At 35.7% G+C, this 22,664-nt stretch carries 14 protein-coding genes; 8 read left to right on the top strand and 6 right to left on the bottom strand.

Annotated elements, in window-relative coordinates; genetic code table 11:
• The first annotated feature begins 2 nt into the window (after positions 1-2).
• Together ACAM30_RS13010 and ACAM30_RS13005 are read left to right on the top strand one after the other, a co-directional pair.
• Complete coding sequence (locus ACAM30_RS13010; RefSeq protein ID WP_369615054.1) at positions 3-926, top strand: type IX secretion system membrane protein PorP/SprF; 924 nt, start codon at positions 3-5, stop codon at positions 924-926.
• Positions 927-937: 11 nt separating this feature from the next.
• The gene (locus ACAM30_RS13005; RefSeq protein ID WP_369615053.1) at positions 938-2,875 is read left to right on the top strand and encodes an OmpA family protein; all 1,938 of its coding nucleotides are present in this window, start codon (positions 938-940) and stop codon (positions 2,873-2,875) included.
• Positions 2,876-2,957: 82 nt separating this feature from the next.
• Here the strand turns inward: ACAM30_RS13005 and ACAM30_RS13000 are convergent, their stop codons facing one another.
• From ACAM30_RS13000 to ACAM30_RS12985, 4 genes are all read right to left on the bottom strand, one after another.
• Entirely contained in the window at positions 2,958-5,273 is a 2,316-nt protein-coding gene (locus ACAM30_RS13000) for a BamA/TamA family outer membrane protein (protein ID WP_369615052.1), read from the bottom strand.
• Positions 5,257-10,347 (bottom strand): translocation/assembly module TamB domain-containing protein, encoded by a 5,091-nt coding sequence (locus tag ACAM30_RS12995; RefSeq protein ID WP_369615051.1) that lies wholly within the window; start codon positions 10,345-10,347, stop codon positions 5,257-5,259. Before ACAM30_RS12995 ends, ACAM30_RS13000 begins: the two co-directional genes overlap by 17 nt.
• Positions 10,348-10,598: 251 nt before the next feature.
• Positions 10,599-11,555, bottom strand: a complete 957-nt coding sequence (locus ACAM30_RS12990; protein ID WP_369615050.1) for a GSCFA domain-containing protein — start codon at positions 11,553-11,555, stop codon at positions 10,599-10,601.
• A gap of 638 nt (positions 11,556-12,193) precedes the next feature.
• On the bottom strand, positions 12,194-12,949 hold the full coding sequence (locus tag ACAM30_RS12985; RefSeq protein WP_369615049.1) for a hypothetical protein: 756 nt from the start codon (positions 12,947-12,949) through the stop codon (positions 12,194-12,196).
• Between the two features lie 377 nt (positions 12,950-13,326).
• On the opposite strand from ACAM30_RS12985, the gene ACAM30_RS12980 reads away from it, so the two are divergent.
• A complete protein-coding gene (locus tag ACAM30_RS12980; RefSeq protein WP_369615048.1) occupies positions 13,327-15,072 on the top strand; it encodes an ABC transporter ATP-binding protein in 1,746 nt (581 codons plus the stop codon).
• A gap of 215 nt (positions 15,073-15,287) precedes the next feature.
• Here ACAM30_RS12980 and ACAM30_RS12975 read toward each other — a convergent pair whose 3' ends face one another.
• On the bottom strand, positions 15,288-16,040 hold the full coding sequence (locus tag ACAM30_RS12975) for a hypothetical protein (protein WP_369615047.1): 753 nt from the start codon (positions 16,038-16,040) through the stop codon (positions 15,288-15,290).
• Positions 16,041-16,315: 275 nt separating this feature from the next.
• Positions 16,316-18,952, bottom strand: a complete 2,637-nt coding sequence (gene alaS, locus ACAM30_RS12970) for an alanine--tRNA ligase (protein ID WP_369615046.1) — start codon at positions 18,950-18,952, stop codon at positions 16,316-16,318.
• Between the two features lie 263 nt (positions 18,953-19,215).
• Between alaS and ACAM30_RS12965 the strand changes: the two genes are divergently transcribed.
• From ACAM30_RS12965 to ACAM30_RS12945, 5 genes are read left to right on the top strand one after another with little or no spacing between them, the layout of a single operon-like run.
• The gene (locus ACAM30_RS12965; RefSeq protein WP_369615045.1) at positions 19,216-20,193 is read left to right on the top strand and encodes a M23 family metallopeptidase; all 978 of its coding nucleotides are present in this window, start codon (positions 19,216-19,218) and stop codon (positions 20,191-20,193) included.
• Positions 20,194-20,242: 49 nt separating this feature from the next.
• The gene (locus tag ACAM30_RS12960) at positions 20,243-20,575 is read left to right on the top strand and encodes a MerR family transcriptional regulator (protein ID WP_369615044.1); all 333 of its coding nucleotides are present in this window, start codon (positions 20,243-20,245) and stop codon (positions 20,573-20,575) included.
• Positions 20,576-20,616: 41 nt separating this feature from the next.
• Entirely contained in the window at positions 20,617-21,201 is a 585-nt protein-coding gene (locus ACAM30_RS12955; protein WP_369615043.1) for a LemA family protein, read from the top strand.
• Between the two features lie 56 nt (positions 21,202-21,257).
• The gene (locus tag ACAM30_RS12950; RefSeq protein WP_369615042.1) at positions 21,258-21,695 is read left to right on the top strand and encodes a TPM domain-containing protein; all 438 of its coding nucleotides are present in this window, start codon (positions 21,258-21,260) and stop codon (positions 21,693-21,695) included.
• A 3-nt stretch (positions 21,696-21,698) separates the two neighbouring features.
• Positions 21,699-22,526 (top strand): YgcG family protein, encoded by an 828-nt coding sequence (locus ACAM30_RS12945; protein WP_369615041.1) that lies wholly within the window; start codon positions 21,699-21,701, stop codon positions 22,524-22,526.
• Positions 22,527-22,664 lie beyond the last annotated feature (138 nt).

The following is a 22,664-nucleotide window of genomic DNA, read 5'->3' as shown; positions in this document are numbered from 1 at the left end:
AAATGAAAAAGAGTTTAATTTTTTTAAAATTCTTATTGCTTTTCAATGTAATAAATATAGCAGCTCAGCAAAATGCTCAATACACACAGTACATGTACAATACCATAAATATTAATCCTGCTTATGCCGGATCAAGAGGTACGACGAGTATTTTTGGATTGTATCGTGCACAATGGGTAGGTCTTGAAGGGGCTCCTAAAACCAGCGCTTTTTCAATTAATACTCCTATAAACGACACTAATTTAGGTATTGGTGTTTCTCTTGTAAATGACAAAATTGGCGCCACAGATAAAAACTCTCTATCAACTGATTTTTCTTATACGGTTCAGACTTCAGATAATTTTAAACTTTCATTTGGTCTTAAAGGTACTGTAAGTCTTTTTAATCTAGACACCAGTAGACTTAATCCCGCAGATTTGGACGATCCTCATTTACAAAATTTAAAAAATGTCATATCTCCAAATATAGGAGCCGGGGTCTATTGGCATTCTGACAAAGCTTACATCGGTTTGTCGGTACCGGATTTTATAGTGACCAATTATTATGACGATAATGAAGTAGCCATATTCAAAAATAAAATTAACTACTATTTAATGGGAGGATATGTATTCAATTTAAGTACTTACAATAATATAAAATTCAAACCCGCAATGCTCACAAAAATAACACAAGGTGCGCCGTTGCAGGTGGATGTCTCAGGTAATTTTTTGTTCAACAATAAATTTATGGTTGGAATCGCTTACCGATGGGATGCCGCATTCAGCACCATGGCCGGTTTTCAGATTTCAGATGGTATGTACATTGGTTACGGTTATGATCTTGAATCCTCAAAACTAAACAATTACAGTAATGGTTCGCATGAAGTATTCCTGCGTTTTGAGTTTATTAGAAAACAAAGCAGAATGACAACCCCTCGTTTCTCTTAAAATTATTTACTATGAAGAATTATATACCATTTTATCTATTAATACTAAGCTTTTTTTCACTTCATACTTATTCTCAAAAGAATAAAATAGCTACGGCAGACAGACAATATGCCAACTACGCTTATGTTAATGCAATTGAAACCTATGAAAGAGTAGCTTCAAAAGGCTACAAGTCTGCAGATATGTTCAAAAAACTGGGTAACTCTTTTTACTTTAATGCTGAATTTGATAAAGCGACAAAATGGTATGATGAATTATTCGCTATGACTAATGATGTGGAACCGGAATATTATTACCGATATGCACAATCCTTAAAATCAACAGGTCGTACAGAAAAAGCCAATCAGATGCTTGATCTATTCTTTCAGCATTCGAAAAATGATACAAGAGGTAAACTGTACAAAAAAAACGAAAACTATCTGGATTTGATTAAAGCCAATTCCGGACGTTATACGATTGAAGATTCAGGAATAAACAGTAAATTTTCGGATTACGGAACAACATTTTTCGGGAATAAAATTGTTTTTACCACAGCAAGAGATACGGGAGGATTGGGACAACAAAGACATAAATGGACGGGAGAAAGTTTCACCAACCTTTATGAAGCTGCCCTGGATGAAAATTTCAATCCAGGCACACCTAAAAAAATAAAATCAAAAATCAATAGTAAGTTTCACGAATCCACTCCCACTTTTACAAAAGACGGAACAACTGTTTATTTTACTCGCAATAATTATATTGATGGTAAAAAAGGGAAAAACGAACAAAAAACCACATTCATAAAAATATACAAAGCCACTCTTAATCAAAAGAAGGAGTGGGATAATATTGTAGAATTACCTTTTAACAGTAATGATTACAGTACGGCACATCCTGTTCTGAGTCCGGATGAAAAGACTTTATACTTTGCTTCGGATATGCCTGGAACAATAGGACAATCTGATATTTACAAGGTCAAAATACTGAGTACAGGGGGATACAGTTCTCCTCAAAATTTAGGCCCCGGAATCAACACTGAAGGAAAAGAAACATTTCCCTATGTAACCGATGAAAATGAAATTTATTTCGCCTCAGACGGACATCCGGGACTTGGCGGCTTAGATGTTTTTGTTGGAAAATTAACTGATACAGGAGTTCGTAATATTCAAAATTTAGGAGCGGATGTCAATTCTCCTAATGATGATTTTGCTTATATTATTGACATCAAATCACGAAGAGGCTTTTTTTCATCCAACAGAAAAGGCGGACAAGGATCGGATGATATTTATAAATTTTTAGAGACACAAAAACTAAACACTGACTACCAATTATATGGAGTTGTGACTGATCTGGACACGAATGAAATTTTACCAAATGCCAAAATCACCTTGTACGATCAGGAAATGAAGGTAAAAGATTCTACCATCTCCGATGACAAAGGAAATTATAGTTTCATTTTAGATCCTGAAACTCCTTATTATATCAGAGCCGAAAAAGAAAACTACACCACCTGGGAACAAAAAATACTGGTATCAAAAGACCGTCCAAAAGCCTATTTACCGATTCCTCTTGAAAAATCCAGCTACCAGGTAACCATTGGAGATAATTTAGGTAAAGTTTTTGGTATCAAAATGATCTACTTTGATTTGGACAAATCCAATATTGGTAAAGAAGCTGCTTTAGATCTGGAAAAAATCCTGGATGTACTGACCCTTTATCCAAAAATGAAATTAGATATTCGTTCTCATACAGACAGCCGTCAGACGCATAAATACAATCAGCTCTTGTCTGATAAAAGAGCTAAATCTACTATCGACTGGCTGATCAAACATGGTGTTGATAAAAACAGGTTAACCGGTAAAGGTTACGGTGAAACACAGCTTGTAAATCATTGCTCTGATAACGAAAATTGTACGGAAGAAGAGCATCAAATGAACAGAAGAAGCGAATTTATTATTTCCGGATTGTAAAAATAACGCTCTTAAACAGCAGGAATAGAAGTTTAAAGGAAGCTTTCTATTCCTGCTATTTTATTTCATTCAAAACATAAAATCAGAATGGATATCCAATGGCGATGTTTAAAATCAAATTCTCTTTTCTCCAGGGACCGCTTCCGAAATTAATATCATCAATTACCCATCTCTGACCTTGCGGCAAATAGGGTTTTCTCAACGGAAATGCCAAATCGGTTCTTAAAACCAAAAAAGACAAATCAAAACGCAGTCCGGCTCCGGCTCCTACGGCAATATCTTTCATAAAATCTTTGGTAATTTCTCCTCCGGCCTTATTGGGATCGGCATTTAAAAGCCAGACGTTTCCTGCATCTACAAATACGGCTCCGCGAACAATACTAAAAAGTTTGGCCCTGTATTCGGTACTAAACTCCAGTTTCAAATCGCCTGACTGATCGGGAAGAAAATCATTAGTCGTTTGTGTATTGAGATAGCTTCCCGGCCCCAGCGACCTGGCTCTGAAGGCTCGAATACTGTTGGTTCCTCCTACCACAAATTGTTTAGACGTTGGTAAAGCTCCTGAATTTCCATACGGAATCCCTACTCCTAAAATAATTCTGCTGGCCAATTCACTTTCTTTACCCAATTTTAAGTAATGCCTGAAATCTCCTCTCATTTTTACATACTGACTGAACGGAACATTAAATAATTTTATAGTATCGTTCTTTTTGACATTCGCTCCGGTCACCAGACCTGTAATATTTCCCGCCAGATCGAGATCACCGCTAAAGTAAAATGTACTCTTCTTACGCTTTTGCATCGTATTAGTGTAGGTATACGTATAGGTTGGCCCAAAAATCAATTGTTTTTCAATTACCTTTCCTAATGACGGATCTTCTTTAATATCTTCTAAATATTCGGGGGTCACGTGATTCGGGCTCACGTAAGTAATATCCACAACGTTTAACTGATGCTCTTTACGAATGTTTTCTTTCCACAAATAACCAAATGATGTTTTAAAAGAATTCAGAGCATACAATTGTGTTCTGTTTTGATACTCGTACCTCAGGGTTGCTTTCGTTCTGGGAACAAATTCAATAGGCCCTTCAATACGAAAGGGCGTTATAAGTCTTGGCCAGGTCAGACTGGTTTCAGTTCCAAGTTTATAAATATTTTTTCCGTTATTGGCTCCTGACAACTGAAAATCGGCTCCGCCAAAAACCGATACGGTGAATAATTCTGCTCCTTTAAACAAATTTCGGTTGTTCCAGTTTATATTAATTTCGCTGCCGGTATAACTGGCCGAATTTGTTTTCCCTAAAACTTCTACCCGAATAAACTTTTTAGGCAAAAGCGTCAGATAGTAATACGAATCCAGCATATTATCTAAACTGTCTGAAGGTTTAAACTCGTTTTTCACAAAACTAAATGTGCCCAGATTCACAAAACGATTTAGGGTCAGATTGTGGTCTTTTCGATTGTAAAAATCTCCTTTTTTGAAACGGATTGTACGGTCAAAAACTCTTGGTTTGAAAGTATTAGCCGTATCAATAATCGTAAAGTCTTTATATTGAGTAACGTCTTTCGGCTGGTATTTTACACTGTCTTTTGAAAGCGTAAAATTAGGGTAGACCACGATTTTATTAATCTTATAGGCTGTAAGAGCTTTCGGCGGAGTATCGACTTTAATGATCATTTTAATTTTTACTTCATGATCCCCTTTACTGCTGTCTACCTGTGCTAAAAGATAATCCGGATTAAAATAATAATACCCTTTTTCTTTAAGTCTGGCATCGATACGTTCCCGTTCGGCTTTAATAACATCCAAATCATATGGCTGCCCTGCTTTTAAGAGACTTCTTCGGCTTGACCTTCCTATTATTCTGGACATTGCCAGAGAATCATCAGGAAAAGTCACACTCTTTATGATGTATCGTTTTTTAGGTATGAGTGTGTATTCTGCCGTAACTCTTTTGTCGTGAACGGTGGAATCAGCACTGACACGGGTTTTAAAATACCCTCTGTTTTCGGTAAAATTGCGAAGGACAGATGCATTATATTCTAAATCAACTTTACTAAAAAGCACAGGAGGCTCTCCCACTTTAGTACGCAGCCAATATCGGATTCCTTTTTGTTTTTTAGGCTCTCCGGCAATATTATAAAACCATAATTTAGGACGCAAGCCAAGGAATTTTTTGTTGGGTTTAGGGCGTAGTAAATCATTCAGTTCATTTTCCAGTTCTTTTCGTTCTTTCTTTTTTAGAATAGAATCTTTTACGGTTACCGAACCTCCGGTGTATAACAAATCTCCCTCCGGCAAATATTTTGTGTTACTGCATCCAAAAACAAAAAATAAGGACAGCACAACAAAATATCTGATATATTCCATTCTTATATGGTTACGTTTTTTGCTCATTCCCTTCTATTTGATTTTCCTTTTTTTGCTTCTCCTCTTTCTCTTTCAGTTTCTTTTTTTCGTTACGCAATTTTTCTTCTCTGATCATTTCTTTTTCGGCTGCACTGCGATGAAAAAGTTCACGGAATTTATTGTAACTCATTGTGATGATAAAAGCAACACCGGTTTCAATTACCTGACCTTCGACCGCTACCTGATATTCATTTTTTCGATAGGCACGAACCATATAACGACCGTCTTTGGTTAATTGATAATCTAATGCCACGTCTCCAGCAATATTGGCACTTTGCTCGTTCGCACGTTCCTGACCTTCAACGGCAAAACTGCTTCCTACGGTAACTTTCAACCGATCGTTTAACAACTTTTTAGAAACCCCAACATTCAGGTCGGTTCTGTTTTCTCTTGTTCCTGAAGTATAATCGTCTGTAGATTCTAAATCAAACTCCAGTTGAACTCCCGTAATTAACTCTCCGGCAAGATCGTTTAACTGCTGCGACAAAATTTTGCTCACACTTTGTCGTGCCATAGACTCTGCACTCGTTCCACCGCTTTCACTTGCAAATGGGTTTTCACCTATAAACCGATTCAACAATAAAAGAGCAAAAACCTGTTTGTTTAACTCTGCAGGTTCTTGTCTTAACTGCTGGAGTTTGTTTTTTGTACGTGTTACAACATCCCCTGAAACATCGTTATTCCCTTCCGGAAGCACAATATCAAAAGTGATCTCCGGTTTCAAAAGTTCTCCATTCATTTTCAAAAGGGTCTCAAACGGAATTTTCTGTTTGTAAGTGTTTCTCTCAGTAGGATTATTGGTTGGCAATTGACTTCCTACCAAATCTATTGGTGCCGTATTTACTTTATAAATAGCCGTAATGTTCAAATTAGCCATAGTTGGCTCCCCATTCCAAATGATATAACTTCCTTTCTGAATATCAAATTTTCGTCGGATCATATTGAAATTCATTTCATACGCTCCGCCTGAGAATTCATACTTACCGGTTAATGTTGTTTTCCCGGACGGGTCGATTCCCCCTGTCAGCTCTGCCTCTCCTTTTAGATTCAAATAATCACCGTTTCCTTTATCGATAACCAATGTAAGTTCTGCCTCTTTGTTGATGGCAATAGCCACACTCACGTCCATACCCACTAAGCGCGACTGATTGAGTTTTTGCTCCATCGCAACAGTCTGTTTCAGATATTGATTGTCTTCGTTTACAAATTCAACTATCCCTTCCCGATCAGCGATCGAAGGATCTGATTGCGGCATCACAACTGTAAACTTCGTGTCTTTGTTTATTTTAATATTCCCGCCAACTACAGGATTTTCAAGTGTTCCTTTAATGTTCAGCTTGCTGTCTAACACCAAATCTCCATAAAACAAATCATTGTCTTTTTCTTGAGAATGTATTGCTCTGAAATTATCTGCAACCACAGTTAAACCAAAGTCAAATTTGGTATAATCTGTTGCTTTAATAGTTCCGTTTACAATCAGTTCATTGTCGTTTTCATCATGAAAAGTAAAGGTATCAAAAGTGATAATGTCGTCCTGAAGTGTTATTTTTTCGTCAGTTGTTCTGTAATAGGAATTAAATTTTGTTACTCTGAAACCTGTCTCTTTAAATTCCAGTGCTCCGTTTACTTTTGGTGCAGCAGCATTTCCGGTAATTTTAAAATTCCCTGCTAAAAAACCTGTTCCCTCAGTCAGATTGCCCATGCTGAATCCCTGAATACTTTTGATGTTTAATTTGTTCAGATCCAGATTGAAATCCAGATTTCCATCGTCGATTTTATAATTTCCGGTCAGGTTTACGTCGTTTCCTTCTCCGCTAAGTGTGATGTTAGCTGCGAGCAAATTATCGGTTTTATTATCTACTTTTACCGCAATATCCCCGACAGGTTCTCCTTTGAAAGCAAATTGATCTACTTTTATATCCGAAGTAAAAGTGGGTTTTGTCATTACATTTTCGACCAATGCATTTCCATTAATCAAGCCCTGCATTAACAATTGATCTTTTTTGACGATGTTCATAATCGTCTCTATTTTGAAATTTACAAAATCGACTTGTAAAGGTGCATTATCCTGATCTCCCTGCGATTGAACTTTTAATTCGTTTCCTGTATTTTCTAAATAAAATTTATTGACATACAATCTTTTGCCTCCAAACTCAACTAAATTTTCCGGATTGATATTCCATTTATCATAATTCAGCACAAAATTTTCCGCATTAATCCTGAAGCTGTTTTTCGAATCCTGATGGTGTAAGTTTCCGGCAATAAAATACTGCTGTTTCTCTTTGGCGTCTTTTACTTCAAGTGCATAGTCCAAAATGTTATTTTCAATTTTTCCGGATAAGCTTGTAAATGGAATTTTTAATGAACTGTTTTCAATTGTTCCAAAAGAAGCATTGTATGCTAAACCATTTTCTTTGGCTTCGATATCAATTTTCCCGTCGGCAATGGTATTAGCGGCATATACAATTCTCGGAATACTTCCTTTTATTTCCAGAGAATCTGATACGTTATTGTATTTTCCTGATAAAGTAATGGGTTCCAACCCTGTTAATTCAGGAAGCAATTTCAGTAACATGGGATCGTTATCAATCTTGACCGTAAAAGCCAGTCGTTGCTCATCCGTTTCTCCTTTTACTTTTGGATTTTTTAAATCGATGTACTTTGACAGTGATTTTTTTAAGGCTGCTGTTAACGTCGTCAGCTTGTATTTCCCATCCATCTCCGCATTTAAAAACTGGGAAGAAACTCTGATATTGTTTCGATTTTGATCGGCAAAAGCAATCAATCTGATGGAATCAAGAACGATAGGTTCTGCTGTCTGAGCAATCTGAATGTTTGAAAGAAATACTTTTCCGTTCAAAAAATCAGGATTACTGTTGGCAATATCAGCGTCAACATTTCCACGCAGCTTCATTGGACCGGCATGCAGATTTAATTTTTCCAAATCGGCAATATCCAGGTTCAATTTTAACTGAATGGAGGGGTATTTCTCTTTGGTATTTCCACTGGCCGTTAAATCAAAATGCAGATTCGGATCCTTCATTCCTGAATTTACTGCAAAAGATCCTTTCTCGATATTGCCTTTTAAAGCCAAATCTTTATAGGTATATTTATTGAAAACGGCCTTCTGAACCAATCCGTCAAATTCTGCCTGTGCTGTTTTTGGATCTAAACCTTTCCCTTTTACTTTTGCTTTAAGCGTAATTCTTCCTATTGAATCGTTTTTAATCCATTTACCTAAATCAAAATCCAGTAAATAAACGGTCGCATCGTATTTTTCTTTTTTCTTCAGTCGCTGATCCAATAAAGCATCAACTTTTGCATTTCCGAAACTGCTGCTGAAAACCAGATTCGTTTTAAAATTTTCAACGGAACCTTTGAACTTCCCTTGTAAATTCAACTGTGAAGGCAATTGAATATTCTTCGGAACAGTCCCCGCAGGCACAAACGAGTAAATGTCTTTTGACGTGCTTGAAAGTTTTCTGATGTCCAAATCGTAATAGGCTTTTTGTGCATCAGGCATCCCTTTTATCTTTCCCGAAACAGCCACTTTTGTAGCTCCGATTCCGCTCATTTCGAACTGTGCAATAGTCAGATCTTTTATCTTCCCGCTCACACGTGCGTTGACATTCAAAACAGCGTTTGGAGTACTCTTGAACGGATTAGTTTTCTGTAAATCGGGAGCAAAAAGCAGGATATCCTTGAAACCGATTTTGGACTGATTTAAATTGGCCTCTAAAGTAAGATTACCCAAATCTTTGGAAATGGATGCGATGGAAGAATATCCAACTTTAACACCATTCTGAAAAAGCGTTTGAGGAGTCTTTAAATACAAATCACTCAGGTACGCGTTCTTTGGTCCGTAGAAAAAATTGGTTTTTAAAGCCTGAAGCTGCAAGCCGCTTTTATCATTTAGAGTCAAAGCTTTTATATTTCCTGAAATTGTATCGTTCCCATAATACAGCTTCTCTGCTTTAAAATTAACCCGATTCAAATCCATGTGACTGTAATCAATTCCTTTCGAAATTGGTTTCGACTGCATATCATCAAATTTGAACGCTATATTTTGGATGTCAATAACGTTCAGCTTTACTTTCCATCCGGCCTGTTTTATGGCGGTGGTATCTAAATCGGGCGTTTGAAGCTGCTTGTCTTTTGCGCCAAAACGTAGATTCCCTTTTAAATTTTTAAGTTCTAAAGCTTCAAAATCCAATAATTGACGGTTCAAATCGATTTTGTTTACTGCTACATTTAATTGATCCAGTTTTATTCCGGAATCTAATTTGGAATCTTTGTTGTCGTAAACAATATCAATTTTGGCTAATCTGATATTTCCTAACTTCAAATTGAAATCCGATCTTTTCGAAACGGTATCGATCGTTTGCACAGATGCTTCAGCGATCTTCTCGACCACATCCTGATTCAAAACTACCTTTAATCCGCTTAGATTAATATTCGGAATATTGAAATTCATTTTGTCCAAATCGAATTCCTTGAATTTGGTATCAAAATGCGTAAGTTTTACGCGAGTATCATTTTTAGAAAAATCATCTTTAAAATCAAACCTGACGTTGTCCAGATTTATTTTTACAACCGAAATTTTAAAAGGTTTGCTGTTCGGATCTTCAACCTTTGGTTCTTTAGACTCGAATGCTTTAATAATGTAATCAAAATTAAAAGCTCCTTTTTTGTCCCTTGAAATACGGGCAGTGGTATTTTGCAGTGAAACCGAATTAATCTCCAATTCACTATCGACCAATTTAAACAAATCAACATCTAACTCCAGACGTTTTCCGCTTAACAAGGTATCTCTTTTTTGATCTTCAAAGTAAAATCCTTCCAAAACAATATCCGTCGGAAATTTTATCGAAATATGATCTAACGAAACTTTGGTTTTTATCTTTTTATGCAGATAAGTAATGGCCTTATCTTTTACAAAGTTCTGTACAGACGGAACCTGAATTAATACAATAAGAAGCAGTAAAAGTGTAATTACAGAAGCGACGCACCAAAGCAGTACACGAAGTGTTTTTTTTAGAAAATGAATGGTTTTCTTATTCATACGTCAATAAAACACATTTTAGATTAAAGTTTGCTTTGGACAAATCTGCTAAAAACAAATTTGTAAAATTTAAACTCAAACAATTTACATAATTACCTGTAATTATTCTAAAATTTAGCAACAAATAATTATTTTCTTACGTTTGACATTCTGATTATTAAGCGCAATCGTAAAGAATTCTGCTCTGTTGAAATTGCAGTGAACATTTACAATGCTCTGAATATCAAAACGTACTAAAAACCAAGAAGGTTCTAAAACTTAATATGCGGCCACTTGTCTTCTACAGCTTTTATTTTTTGGCGAAGTTTGGCTAAAAATTTCTGATGCTGTTCAGATTCCGGATTAAAGCTTCGATGGTGCAGACTTTTTTGAATTTCTTCTACTTCCTGCAAGGTCGAAATGCTATTCTCCGCAATATAATTTTCACTGAATCTCTGCCAGATATAGTCAATTGCTACAGCATTCGGATGCAGCATATCTTCGGCATAAAAACGATAATCACGAAGTTCGTCCATCATAATTTCGTAAGAAGGAAAATATTCTAATTGTTGATTATTGATTTTAGATTGCAGATTCTGGTGAAACCCCGAAAACAAATGCGACTTGCTCAATTGATTTTCTACAAAACCGTCTTTGATATGGCGTACCGGTGAAATGGTGAAAATGAAACTTACATTCGGATTTAAACCATGAATTAAACCGATTGTATTCTGAATGCTTTTCTGAATTACATCAACAGTCAATAATTCCTTTGTGAATTGTTTTTGCGGTACTTTATGACAATTGGCGACTACTTCGTTACTTTCAATATTTCTGTAAATCCACGAGGTTCCATAGGTTACTATGATGTGAGTCGCCTCTTTGATTTGTTTGTTTGTCTCAGTTATTGTTTCGTTAAGTGTTTGCAGCAGCTCCTGTCGATCGGAATGGCTCAAATCTGAATGTACTTCAAAACAATGCCAGCGTTCGTTATGAAAAAAAACATCTTTCTCTGTAAAAAACTCCTGTTGAACCACTCTCTGAATCACTTTCTCAATAGAAACCGGATTGAAGATAATTCCAAATGGATTGGTTTCGTTCTGAAACTTAAAATAATCAAATTTCCCTGCCATGTTTTCCGCAAAACAAGACCCCATAGAAATAATCTTCGAATGATAATCGATTGGATTGCTGCTTTTTGAAATTGGAATCTGAGTTCTGAATTGCATGAAGATGTTTTGTGTAAATTTCGGTTATTTTTCACAAACAAAAAAGCCGAAAACAAAATGCTCCCGACTTTTCGCCCCCAAATTTTAAACTTTCTATTACTAGAAATGCTCAGATGTATATTTTAATCCTTCAACATTATCAATGCTTCTTTCAGGATATCCTACTGTATTATATGCATAACTATAGGTAGACCATACGATCTTTCCTAAAGTATCTGAAATTCATTGTGAAAAACTCCGCTTCCTTCTCCATCCATCAAAGAAATTTTATCAAACTCTAAAATATTTTTAGCAGTATTATTTTCAACATCATAAACTTAATACATCTCAAAATCAAAACCTTACGGGATTCCACATTGAAAACTGACCAGCTAACCCAAAACAAACGTAAAGCATTGATAATGAAAAACATAAAACAATGTGTGTTTCAGAAAAAAAATAAAATAAAAAACAAAAAAGAGTATAAATACCTAGCTGTTTTCTTGTATTTGCTTATTTCTCACAGTTAAAAAAAATTGGAATTTGGGTTCTGAACTACATGACGTTTAATCTGAACACGAATTTTACCCGTTTTGGCCCAAAAAAAAAACCAAATACAAGAGTATTTGGTTTTTCGTGTAAAGTTGATAAGTTTACTTTTAGTATGTAATTTGAGCTGTCTCCGTTAACGTTCCCTTGTCATTAAATTGTTTTTTCTCAGTTGGAAAATTATTGTTATTGTAAACATAAGAGAAAGTATTTACATAAGATGAAGTCGCTGAAGTGCCTGTTATTTTAACAACATTGTTAACTGAAGCACTCTCTTCCATACCCGTTAAAAGTTTAACCCCAGCAATATTAGTATTAGGATTCTTTTTTGAATCATACTCATACGTATACGTAGTATTTGGTTTACCATAATAAGAACTTTCATACTTCACTAAGTTACCGTCTTTGTACGTATATTTTCCAATTTTTCCACCTTCTTCTTCAACTCCTGTTGCAGCATTAACATAAAACTCTGCAAAAGAAATAGTCCCATCACCATTTTGGGTATATTTCGTTTTGTAAAATTTAGTTTCACCTGCATTTTTTACAGTTTCAGAAGCTAGCTTTCCTGCAGAATAACTATATTCCGTAGTAGATTTAAGTGTCTTATCTATCCCGTATTGCTCTGTTTTTGAGATTAAATCACCAACATAAAAATGCTTAAGTGTGTAACCGTCATTATCTATTTCACTTACTAGTTTGCTTCCCTCATAGTTCATGTCTGTATAATAATTCTCCGTAGGATCAGAATAAGAATAAGCAATTTTTGATGGTTTTACTGAAGCTGATGCATCTGCGGCATCATCACTTGAACAAGAAGAAACTACTAGAGCCAAAGCACTAAAAAGGCATAAAATTTTTTTCATTTTGATTTGGTTAAATTTATTTTGCCGCAAACTTAAGACAACCCAAAACTAAAACCTTACGGGATTCCACATTTAAAAACATACCACGACCCAAGACATCCTAAAACACATTAATAACAAGCAAGATATATTAAATCCATTAATGATAAAATTTAATCAAAAACTAAAATGCGATATCAAAACCTAGCTTTTTTCTTAAAGTTTCATTCAGCTCTCCTATAAAAAAAGATGTTTTGCAGAAAATTAAAACACGCTACTCTTAAAAAACACCGGCAATTTCATCTGTAAAAAAAATTACATTTTTAATAACAAAAATCAACTTAACAGTGTTAAACAATTCACTACTTTTACATCCTCCATAAATTCAAACTCACTTTATGAAATTACTATATTCTTATATAATCAAACATAAAATGTTACTGTTTTTTGCTTTGATTATGGCTTCGATCAACATTTGTTTCAGTTTATCGGACTCTATTATTACCGGTAAATTAATGCAGGATTGTGGTGTTGGTTTACATAAATACGACGGAAACGCAGTCGGTTTTATCAAATCATTAGCCTTCTGGTTAGGACTTTCGCTTGGTGCTGCAATGGTATCGAGAATTACCAAAAACTTTCAGGACTATTTTACCAATGTTGTCATTCAGCGTACCGGAGCACAAATGTATACAGATGGAATTAAAAAATCACTTGACCTGCCGTTTGCTGAATTTGAAGACCAACGAAGCGGCGAAACTTTAAGCAAACTTACCAAAGTACGCTCTGATTCTGAAAAATTAATCACACTATCAATTTCTTTAATCTTCCAGACTGTGATTGGTTTTGTATTTGTGATTGTTTATGTTGCCCGAATCGATTATCGTATTTCGATTATCTTTTTGATCACGGCGCCAATTATTGCTCTGGTTAGTTCGTATCTGGGCAAAAAAATCAAAATTGTCTCTAAAAAAATCGTAAATCAAACCAATGCTCTAGCCGGTTCGACCACCGAAAGTTTAAGAAATATCGAACTTGTAAAAAGTCTTGGATTGACCTATCAGGAAGAAAAACGTCTGAACCTAAATACGTTTAAAATTCTACAGCTTGAACTTCAAAAAATCCGTTTCATAAGGAGTTTGAGTTTTATTCAGGGTACAACTGTACACTTTTTGAGAACTTGTGTGGTTTTCACTTTGTATTATTTCTTATTTGGAGGAAAAATTATTGTGGGTGATTTGCTGACGATGGTTTTCTTTACTTTTTTCATTTTCGGTCCGCTTCAGGAACTTGGAAACTTCATTATTGCCTTAAATGAAACTAAGGTTTCGATGGAGAATTTTAAGACCTTATTGAGTGCTCCGAAAGAATTTCGTCCGAAAAACCCAAAGCATGTCGGAGCGATTCAGTCTTTACTCTTTTCCAATGTAAGTTTTCAACACAAAACCGCTAAATTTAAAGCGGTTGAGAATATCAATTTCGAAATTAAACAGGGACAAACCGTTGCATTTGTAGGCCCGTCAGGATCAGGAAAAACAACTTTGGTTAAATTACTGGTTGGATTGTACACCCCAGCGGAAGGTCAGGTATTCTACAACGACATCGATTCTACCGAAATTGATTTACTGGACTTAAGAAAACAATTAGGATTCGTTACTCAGGACGCACAGTTATTCTCGGGAACAATCCGCGAGAATTTATTGTTCGTAAGGCCTAGTGCAACCGATGAAGACTTATACGATGCCTTGAAAAGAGCAAGCTGCGAAAAACTGCTGCAACGTGCCGAAGACGGTTTAAACACGACAATTGGAGAAGGTGGGATTAAAGTTTCCGGTGGTGAAAAACAGCGTTTGTCGATTGCCCGTGCTATTTTAAGAAACCCGAATTTATTGATTTTTGATGAAGCCACTTCTGCCCTGGATTCTATTACCGAAGAAGAAATCAACACCACTATTCGAAATATATCCGACAAAAACAGAATCACGGTTCTGATTGCGCACCGTCTGTCAACCGTAATGCATGCCGACAAAATATTCGTACTGGAACAGGGAAAAATCATCGAACAAGGAAAACACGAAGATTTGATTTTTGAAAAAGGGCTTTATTACGCGATGTGGCGCCAGCAGATTGGAGAGCGTAAATAGTTTAATTAAGATTCTAAGGCTCTAAGTTGCTAAGATTCTGAGTTTCTTTAAATATTATTAAAGAACACTATTTGTCATTACGAGCGAAGGTTTCTCCCTTCGCTCGTAATGACAAAAATATAAAATCCGACAGATTTTAAAATCTGTCGGATTTACTTTTTTCTAACCGGAGCTAGTTTGTTTTCAATTAAGCTTGTGAAAGTAATTCTATTTTTTTAATACGTGTACTCTTTTGTTTCACTGCCGTTTACCGATTTAATTAAATAATTATCACTATTGTAGGTATTGACATAAGTGTTTATATCCTGACTGCCATCGCCAGATATATCAGTCACTTTTGTCAGGTTATTTGAAGAGTTAGCATCCTGATCAAAAACATCGGAGTCCAGCAACGAACTATATCCTAATATACTTTTGAAAGGACTGTTTTTAGTATCATATTCTACTACAGTCGTAAAACCATCCGATTCTTGTTTAATGATGTTACCATTAGCATCTAAAGTAAGAATACTGGTTGAATCTTCTGTTTCTTCCAAAGTTACAGGATTAATTAAAATGGTAACTGTAGAAATTGTTCCGTCTGGATTGTAGGTATAAGTTCTTTTTTTATGCAAAGAATTTCCCGAATTAACTTTTAATGTAGATTTAAGTTTATCATTTTCATATGTAAAAGTCGTAGTACTTGTGTGAGTTGCACCTTCATAAGTTTCTGTGTATACTGCTTTTGTGATTAAATTACCGGTATACGTAAATAGTACTGCAGAACCATTGTCGTATGTTAAACTGGTAATTTTGTTTCCATCATAAGCATAGGTCACAGTACTGCTATCTTCCGGATAAGAGGCATTTGTGTATTTTTCTGTCGTGGGCAAAAGTATATTTTCTGCATTGACAGCACTTTCAACATTACTGGAGCAAGAAGTTAAAATAAGTGATAAAATACTAACGAAACATAGAATTCTTTTCATGCTGGATAAATTTATTTGTTTAACAATCCTACAAATAAAGTAAAACAAAACTTAAAAACCTATCTCTTTTATCCGACAAAAAAACCTCTTTACTCTTAATTTGCTAATCTCGCAAAGGCGCAGAGACATAAAGTTTTTTTCGCAAAATCACAGAAAAAACCTACTAATTAAAACAAGCGAAGAAATAGAAATATTAAAAAATCGCTAAGACACTAAGCTTTTTATAACTTGGCGTCTTAGCGACTTTGCGAGAACTATATATTTAGAACTTGAATTTACTTCACAAAATCAATTGCTTTAGCCAGTGCCTCAGCAATTCCAGAAGCATTTTTTCCTTTTCCGGAAGCGAAGAAAGGCTGCCCTCCTCCATTTCCTTCAATATATTTTCCTAATTCTTTGATTACTGCATTTGCATTTAAGCTTTTTGAAGCCACAAGTTCTTTTGCAATATAACAATGAATATTTGGAAGACCGTCTTCAACAGAAGCCAAAAACACAAATGAATCAGGTTTTGAACTTCCTAATGCCGAAGCTAAATCTTTAGTCGAAGCCATGCTTAAATCAACCTGCTTCGCAAGGAAATTTACGCCGCTTACTTCCTGAAAATCTTTCTCCAATTCCGTTTTTAAAGAACCTACTTTTTCTTTAAGCAATTGTTCCACTTGTTTTTTCAGTTTCGCATTATCATCCTGAAGTGAAGCAACCGATTTTAAAATATCCTGCGGATTTTTAAGTGTTTCTTTTATTTCTGCTAATGTGTTTTCCTGGTTTACATAGAAATTCTTCACAGCATCACCCGTAATTGCTTCAATACGACGAATTCCCGCTGCAACAGCCCCTTCAGAAATAATTTTGAAATGCCAGATCTCAGCCGTATTTTTTACGTGAATACCACCACAAAGTTCTTTACTTTCTCCAAACTCGATCATACGAACATTATCTCCGTATTTTTCGCCAAATAAAGCCATTGCACCTTTATCTAAAGCTTCTTTAATCGGAATGTTTCTGTGTTCCACCAATTGTAGCTGCGCTTCAATTTGAGCATTTACAGAAGCTTCAACCTGTTTAATTTCTTCGTCAGAAACTTTGCTGAAATGAGAAAAGTCAAAACGCAAGTAATTTGGATTTACCAACGACCCTTTTTGCTCTACATGCGTTCCTAAAATACTTCTCAAAGCCAAATGCATTAAATGCGTAGCCGAGTGATTCTTTGAAGTTGATGTTCTTAAATCTGTATTTACTTTTGCTGCAAAACCTGCTTCTACATTTTCCGGAAGCTGTTTTGCAAAATGCAGGATTAAGTTATTCTCTTTCTTCGTGTCGATAATTTCGATTGTTTCGTTTGCAGAAACCAATACTCCTTTATCTCCAACTTGTCCTCCTCCTTCCGGATAAAACGGTGTATGGTCTAAAACGATTTGGTACAAAATACCGTCTTTTTTAGAATCTACTTTTCTGATACGAGTAATTTTTACTTCGTTTTCAGTTTTATCATAACCAACGAAAGTTTCAACATTTCCGGGAATTAAAACATTCCAGTCTTCGGTAGAAACTTCAGAAGCGGCACGAGAACGTGCTTTTTGCTTTTGCAATTCAGCTTCAAATTCTTCTTCGTTATAAGAGAACCCTTTTTCTTTTAAAATCAAAGCTGTTAAATCTTTTGGAAAACCAAAAGTATCGTATAACTCAAATACTTTAGATCCTGAAACTTCTTTTCCGGATGTTTCAGCCACTACGTTTTCTAACAACTGCAAGCCCTGATCTAAAGTTCTTAAGAATGAAGCTTCTTCTTCACGAATTACATTGGTAACCAATTGTTGCTGTGATTTGATTTCCGGGAAAAATTCTCCCATTTGATTAGCCAGAACTTCCACCAATTTATTAATAAAAGGTTCTTTTGTTCCCAGGAATGTAAATCCGTAACGAATTGCACGACGCAAAATTCTACGAATTACATAACCAGCACCAGTGTTAGATGGTAACTGCCCATCAGCAATGGCGAAAGCGACCGCACGCACGTGGTCTACCACAACGCGAATTGCAATATTGGTTTTATTTTGTTCCTCTGAGATATTTTTTACCTCGTCAGACGTATATTTTAATCCTGTAATTTGTTCTACTTTCTCAATAAGCGGTGTAAAAACATCTGTATCATAGTTAGACGTTTTGCCTTGAAGTGCCATACACAAACGCTCAAATCCCATTCCGGTATCAACGTGTTGTGCCGGAAGTTTTTCCAGAGATCCATCTGCTTTACGGTTGAATTCCATAAATACATTATTCCAGATTTCAACTACTTGCGGGTGGTCATTGTTTACCAGACTTTTTCCTGTAACCAATGCTTTTTCAGATTCTGGACGTAAATCAACGTGAATTTCAGAACAAGGCCCGCATGGTCCCTGATCTCCCATTTCCCAGAAGTTGTCTTTTTTATTCCCCAGAATAATGCGGTCTTCATCGATTAATTCTTTCCAGATATCCCAGGCTTCCTGATCAAAAGGCACATTATCTTCTTTACTTCCTTCAAAAACAGAAACGTATAAATTTTCTTTTGGAATTTTATACACTTCCGTCAAAAGTTGCCAGGCCCAATTGATAGCTTCTCTTTTAAAATAATCTCCAAAAGACCAGTTACCCAACATCTCAAACATAGTATGGTGATAGGTATCAAAACCTACATCTTCTAAATCATTATGTTTTCCTGAAACACGAAGACATTTTTGCGTATCGGCTATTCTTGGACTTTTTGGCGTTCCGTTTCCTAAGAAAAATTCTTTAAACTGGGCCATCCCCGAGTTGTTGAACATTAGGGTTGGATCGTCTTTAAGCACAATTGGAGCAGATGGAACGATTAAGTGTCCATTGCTCTTAAAAAAGTCTAGAAATTGTTTACGTACGTCTTGTGATTTCATGTTATAATTAGAAAATGTGTCAATTTTGAAAATGTGATAATTTGAAAATGTGCCAATTTGATAATGAGAGCATTAGAAAATTATAATTTTAAAACTTATTGTTCACTGCAATAAATCGTCTAATGGATGCATTATCTAATTATCTAATTGTTCAAATTATCTAATTGTTTTTATTGTTGAAAAAGTCCCGAACATCTGAAACATTTACTAAATTTGTTCGACTAACTTATTTTACAAGCTGCAAAAATAGGGTATTTTAAAATATGGCGAAAGTAAAATATTATTACGACTCAGAAAATCTGGCTTATACAAAAATAAAGACCCGAAAAAGGGCTAAAGTTGGCTACGCATTACTGTTTTTATTGGCTTCTGCATTATTTGGCTTTTTAGTTTTTATACTTTTAATCAATACTCCCTATTTTGAAACACCGAAAGATCGTTTACAGGCACGCGAAATTGAAAATCTGAAATTACAATATGCCATTCTGAACAGAAAAATGGATGAAATCGATGCTGTAGCCGAGACATTGGAAAACAGAGACAATAACATTTACAGAGTTTATTTTAACAAAGCCGAAATTCCGGATTCTATTCGAAAAGCAGGTTTCAGAGATTCCAGAAAATATAAAGATTTAGAGGGTTACAACAATTCTCAATTGGTTTTAAACACCACAAAACGAATAGATCGCCTCTCTAAAGAATTAGCGATTCAGTCTCGATCGTTAGATGAAATTTTAAAATTAGCCAGTACGAAAGGTAATTTACTGCTTGCAATTCCGGCCATTCAGCCTGTGCGAAATGAGAATCTAATTCGTATGGCCTCCGGTTTTGGGTACAGAACCGACCCGTTCACCAAAGTGCGAAAAATGCATAACGGAATGGATTTCACCGCCAAAACAGGCACTGCCGTTTATGCTACCGGAGATGGCGTTGTAGAGCGCGCTGATAATTCAGCATCAGGATTTGGGAATCATGTGGTCATCAGGCACGGTTTTGGCTACGAAAGTTTGTATGCGCATTTAAGCAAATACAATTGCAGACCCGGACAACGTGTAAAACGAGGCGATGTTATTGGTTATGTGGGAAGCACAGGAAGATCTGAAGGACCGCATTGTCATTATGAAGTACACAAAGACGGCAAAGTCGTAAATCCGCTGAACTTTTATTACGGTAATATTTCGGCTGTCGAATATGTGGCTATTTCACAAATGGCAAACCAGGAAAATCAGTCATTAGATTAATACTGCAAAAAGTAGTATTTTTGGAATAAATTATAGAAAATTAAGAACCATGCATATTGAGCTTTCAAAAGATAAACGATATTACAGCATTGGCGAAGTGGCCAAAGCTTTTAATGTCAATGCATCACTGATTCGGTTTTGGGACAGCGAATTTGACATTTTGAAACCAAAAAAGAATGCCAAAGGCAATCGAATGTTTACGCCCGATGATATTACGAACTTGCAATTGATCTATCATTTGGTGAAAGAAAGAGGTTTTACACTTGAAGGTGCCAAAACACATTTGAAAGAAGGACAAAAGAAAACATTAGATAAATTCGAAATAATACGTAAATTAGAGACCATCAAAACACAATTAATCGATATTAAGAACGAATTATAACACATTTATTAAATCAGAAACAAACTTAAATCAAAACAGATATGAAAAAATGGTTAATCCCAGTAGGAATTATTGTTGTACTAATTGCTATTATTGCTTTTTGGTCAATTGGAATTAAAAATAATGGTTTAAAATACAGCCAGGCAGTGAATAAAGAATGGGGAAATGTACAAACAGCTTACCAAAGACGTAATGACCTTATTGGAAATTTAGTAAATACTGTAAAAGGTGCGGCCGATTTTGAAAAATCGACTTTAACGGCTGTTATTGAAGCCCGTGCTAAAGCAACATCGGTAACAATTGATCCAAGTAACGTTACTCCTGAACAATTAGCGCAATTCAATCAAGCTCAAAGCGGTGTATCTTCTTCTTTATCAAAATTATTGGTTTCTGTTGAGCAATATCCAACTTTAAAAGCGAATGAAAATTTTCTTAAATTACAGGATGAGCTGGCAAGTACTGAAAATCAAATTCTGACTGCCAGAACCCGTTTCAACGAATCTGTACAGGAATACAACGGATACATTCTTTCAATTCCAAACAAATGGTTCTTGGGTGAATACAAAGAAAAACCATATTTTGAAGCATCTACAGGTGCAGACAAACCGGTTGAAGTAAAATTCTAAAACCTTTTTTTAGATCATCATCTAAAATCAACAATCTAAACTCTAAAATTATTTCAATGTCAAAAGTAGAAGATTTTTTATCCAAAGAAGAAGAGCTGGAAATTGTAGAAGCAATTCGCGTGGCCGAAAAAAATACTTCTGGCGAAATTAGAGTTCATATAGAACAAACGACTTCTAAAGCTCCTTACGAAAGGGCTTTAGAAGTTTTTCATGAATTAAAAATGCACGAAACCCAGCTTCAAAATGGGGTTTTGTTTTACTTTGCCGTTGCTGATAAAACTTTTGCAATTTGCGGAGACAAAGGCATAAACGACGTGGTTGCCACTGATTTTTGGGACTGCACTAAAGATGCCCTAGTTCAACAATTTAAATCCGGAAATTTTAAACAAGGTATTGTTGACGGTATTTTGAATGCGGGTGAACAATTGAAAAAATACTTTCCGTGGTCTGAAGGTGACAGTAATGAATTATCAAACGAAATATCAAAAGGATAAATAATGAAAATTTCCAAATATAAAATCTCAAATTCCAACAGAATTTTTCAGTTTACTCTTTTGTTTATCGCGCTTGTTACCTGTAACAGTATTTTTGCACAATTTACAATACCGGAAAAACCAAGTTTACAAACTTCGGTTTACGATTATGCCAACATTCTAAATGCATCTGAAAAATCTCAGCTGGAACAAAAACTAATTCGTTATTCCGACTCCACTACTACTCAAATTGTAGTGATTACAGTCGAAAGTTTAAAAGGCGAAGATGTAAGTCAGTTAGCAACCAAATGGGGACAAACCTGGGGTATTGGAGGAACGGCAAAAGACGATAATGGTGTTATTATCCTTTTGGCAAAAAAGGAGAAAAAAATTGCCATAAATCCCGGTTACGGTCTTGAAGACCGATTGACTGCCGGAATTGGCGGAACAATCATCCGAAATATAATTATTCCGGAGTTCAAAGCCGGAAGTTTTTACAACGGACTTGACAAAGGAACAGATGCGATCATTGATGTTTTTAAAGGAAAATTCAAAGGTGAACGCAAACAAACCAAAGGAAAAGATTTTCCAATCCTCCCTTTTATTATAATTGTCGTAATTGTATTAATTTTACTGTCCCGAAATAAAAGAGGCGGCGGAGGTAATTCAGGCAATAACAGCGGAGGCGGTGGTCCTAGCCTGCTCGATGTCATCATTCTAAGCAATCTTGGAAGAAGCGGCGGAGGCGGATTTGGAGGCTTCGGCGGAGGATCATCCGGAGGCGGAGGAGGCTTTGGCGGAGGTTTTGGCGGTGGAGGCTTCTCTGGAGGAGGTTCTAGCGGAGGCTGGTAAATAGTTTCAGGTTTCAGGTTTCAGGTTTCAGGTTTCAGGTTTCAGGTTTCAGGTTTCAGGTTTCAGGTTTCAGGTTTCAGGTTTCAGGTTTCAGGTTTCAGGTTTCAGGTTTCAGGTTTCAGGTTTCAGGTTTCAGGT

The sequence above is a fragment of the Flavobacterium sp. CFS9 genome (assembly GCF_041154745.1).
Lineage (GTDB): Bacteria > Bacteroidota > Bacteroidia > Flavobacteriales > Flavobacteriaceae > Flavobacterium.
Note: the sequence above shows the minus strand (reverse complement) of the source record. Positions and strands in the feature narration are given on the sequence as shown.

What these genes read in the sequence shown, in the direction of transcription:
- ACAM30_RS13010 (WP_369615054.1), top strand. Translation starts at nt 3, where the DNA reads ATGAAAAAGAGTTTAATTTTTTTAAAATTCTTATTGCTTTTCAATGTA.
- ACAM30_RS13005 (WP_369615053.1), top strand. Translation starts at nt 938, where the DNA reads ATGAAGAATTATATACCATTTTATCTATTAATACTAAGCTTTTTTTCA.
- ACAM30_RS13000 (WP_369615052.1), bottom strand. Translation starts at nt 5,273, where the DNA reads ATGAGCAAAAAACGTAACCATATAAGAATGGAATATATCAGATATTTT.
- ACAM30_RS12995 (WP_369615051.1), bottom strand. Translation starts at nt 10,347, where the DNA reads ATGAATAAGAAAACCATTCATTTTCTAAAAAAAACACTTCGTGTACTG.
- ACAM30_RS12990 (WP_369615050.1), bottom strand. Translation starts at nt 11,555, where the DNA reads ATGCAATTCAGAACTCAGATTCCAATTTCAAAAAGCAGCAATCCAATC.
- ACAM30_RS12985 (WP_369615049.1), bottom strand. Translation starts at nt 12,949, where the DNA reads ATGAAAAAAATTTTATGCCTTTTTAGTGCTTTGGCTCTAGTAGTTTCT.
- ACAM30_RS12980 (WP_369615048.1), top strand. Translation starts at nt 13,327, where the DNA reads ATGAAATTACTATATTCTTATATAATCAAACATAAAATGTTACTGTTT.
- ACAM30_RS12975 (WP_369615047.1), bottom strand. Translation starts at nt 16,040, where the DNA reads ATGAAAAGAATTCTATGTTTCGTTAGTATTTTATCACTTATTTTAACT.
- alaS (WP_369615046.1), bottom strand. Translation starts at nt 18,952, where the DNA reads ATGAAATCACAAGACGTACGTAAACAATTTCTAGACTTTTTTAAGAGC.
- ACAM30_RS12965 (WP_369615045.1), top strand. Translation starts at nt 19,216, where the DNA reads ATGGCGAAAGTAAAATATTATTACGACTCAGAAAATCTGGCTTATACA.
- ACAM30_RS12960 (WP_369615044.1), top strand. Translation starts at nt 20,243, where the DNA reads ATGCATATTGAGCTTTCAAAAGATAAACGATATTACAGCATTGGCGAA.
- ACAM30_RS12955 (WP_369615043.1), top strand. Translation starts at nt 20,617, where the DNA reads ATGAAAAAATGGTTAATCCCAGTAGGAATTATTGTTGTACTAATTGCT.
- ACAM30_RS12950 (WP_369615042.1), top strand. Translation starts at nt 21,258, where the DNA reads ATGTCAAAAGTAGAAGATTTTTTATCCAAAGAAGAAGAGCTGGAAATT.
- ACAM30_RS12945 (WP_369615041.1), top strand. Translation starts at nt 21,699, where the DNA reads ATGAAAATTTCCAAATATAAAATCTCAAATTCCAACAGAATTTTTCAG.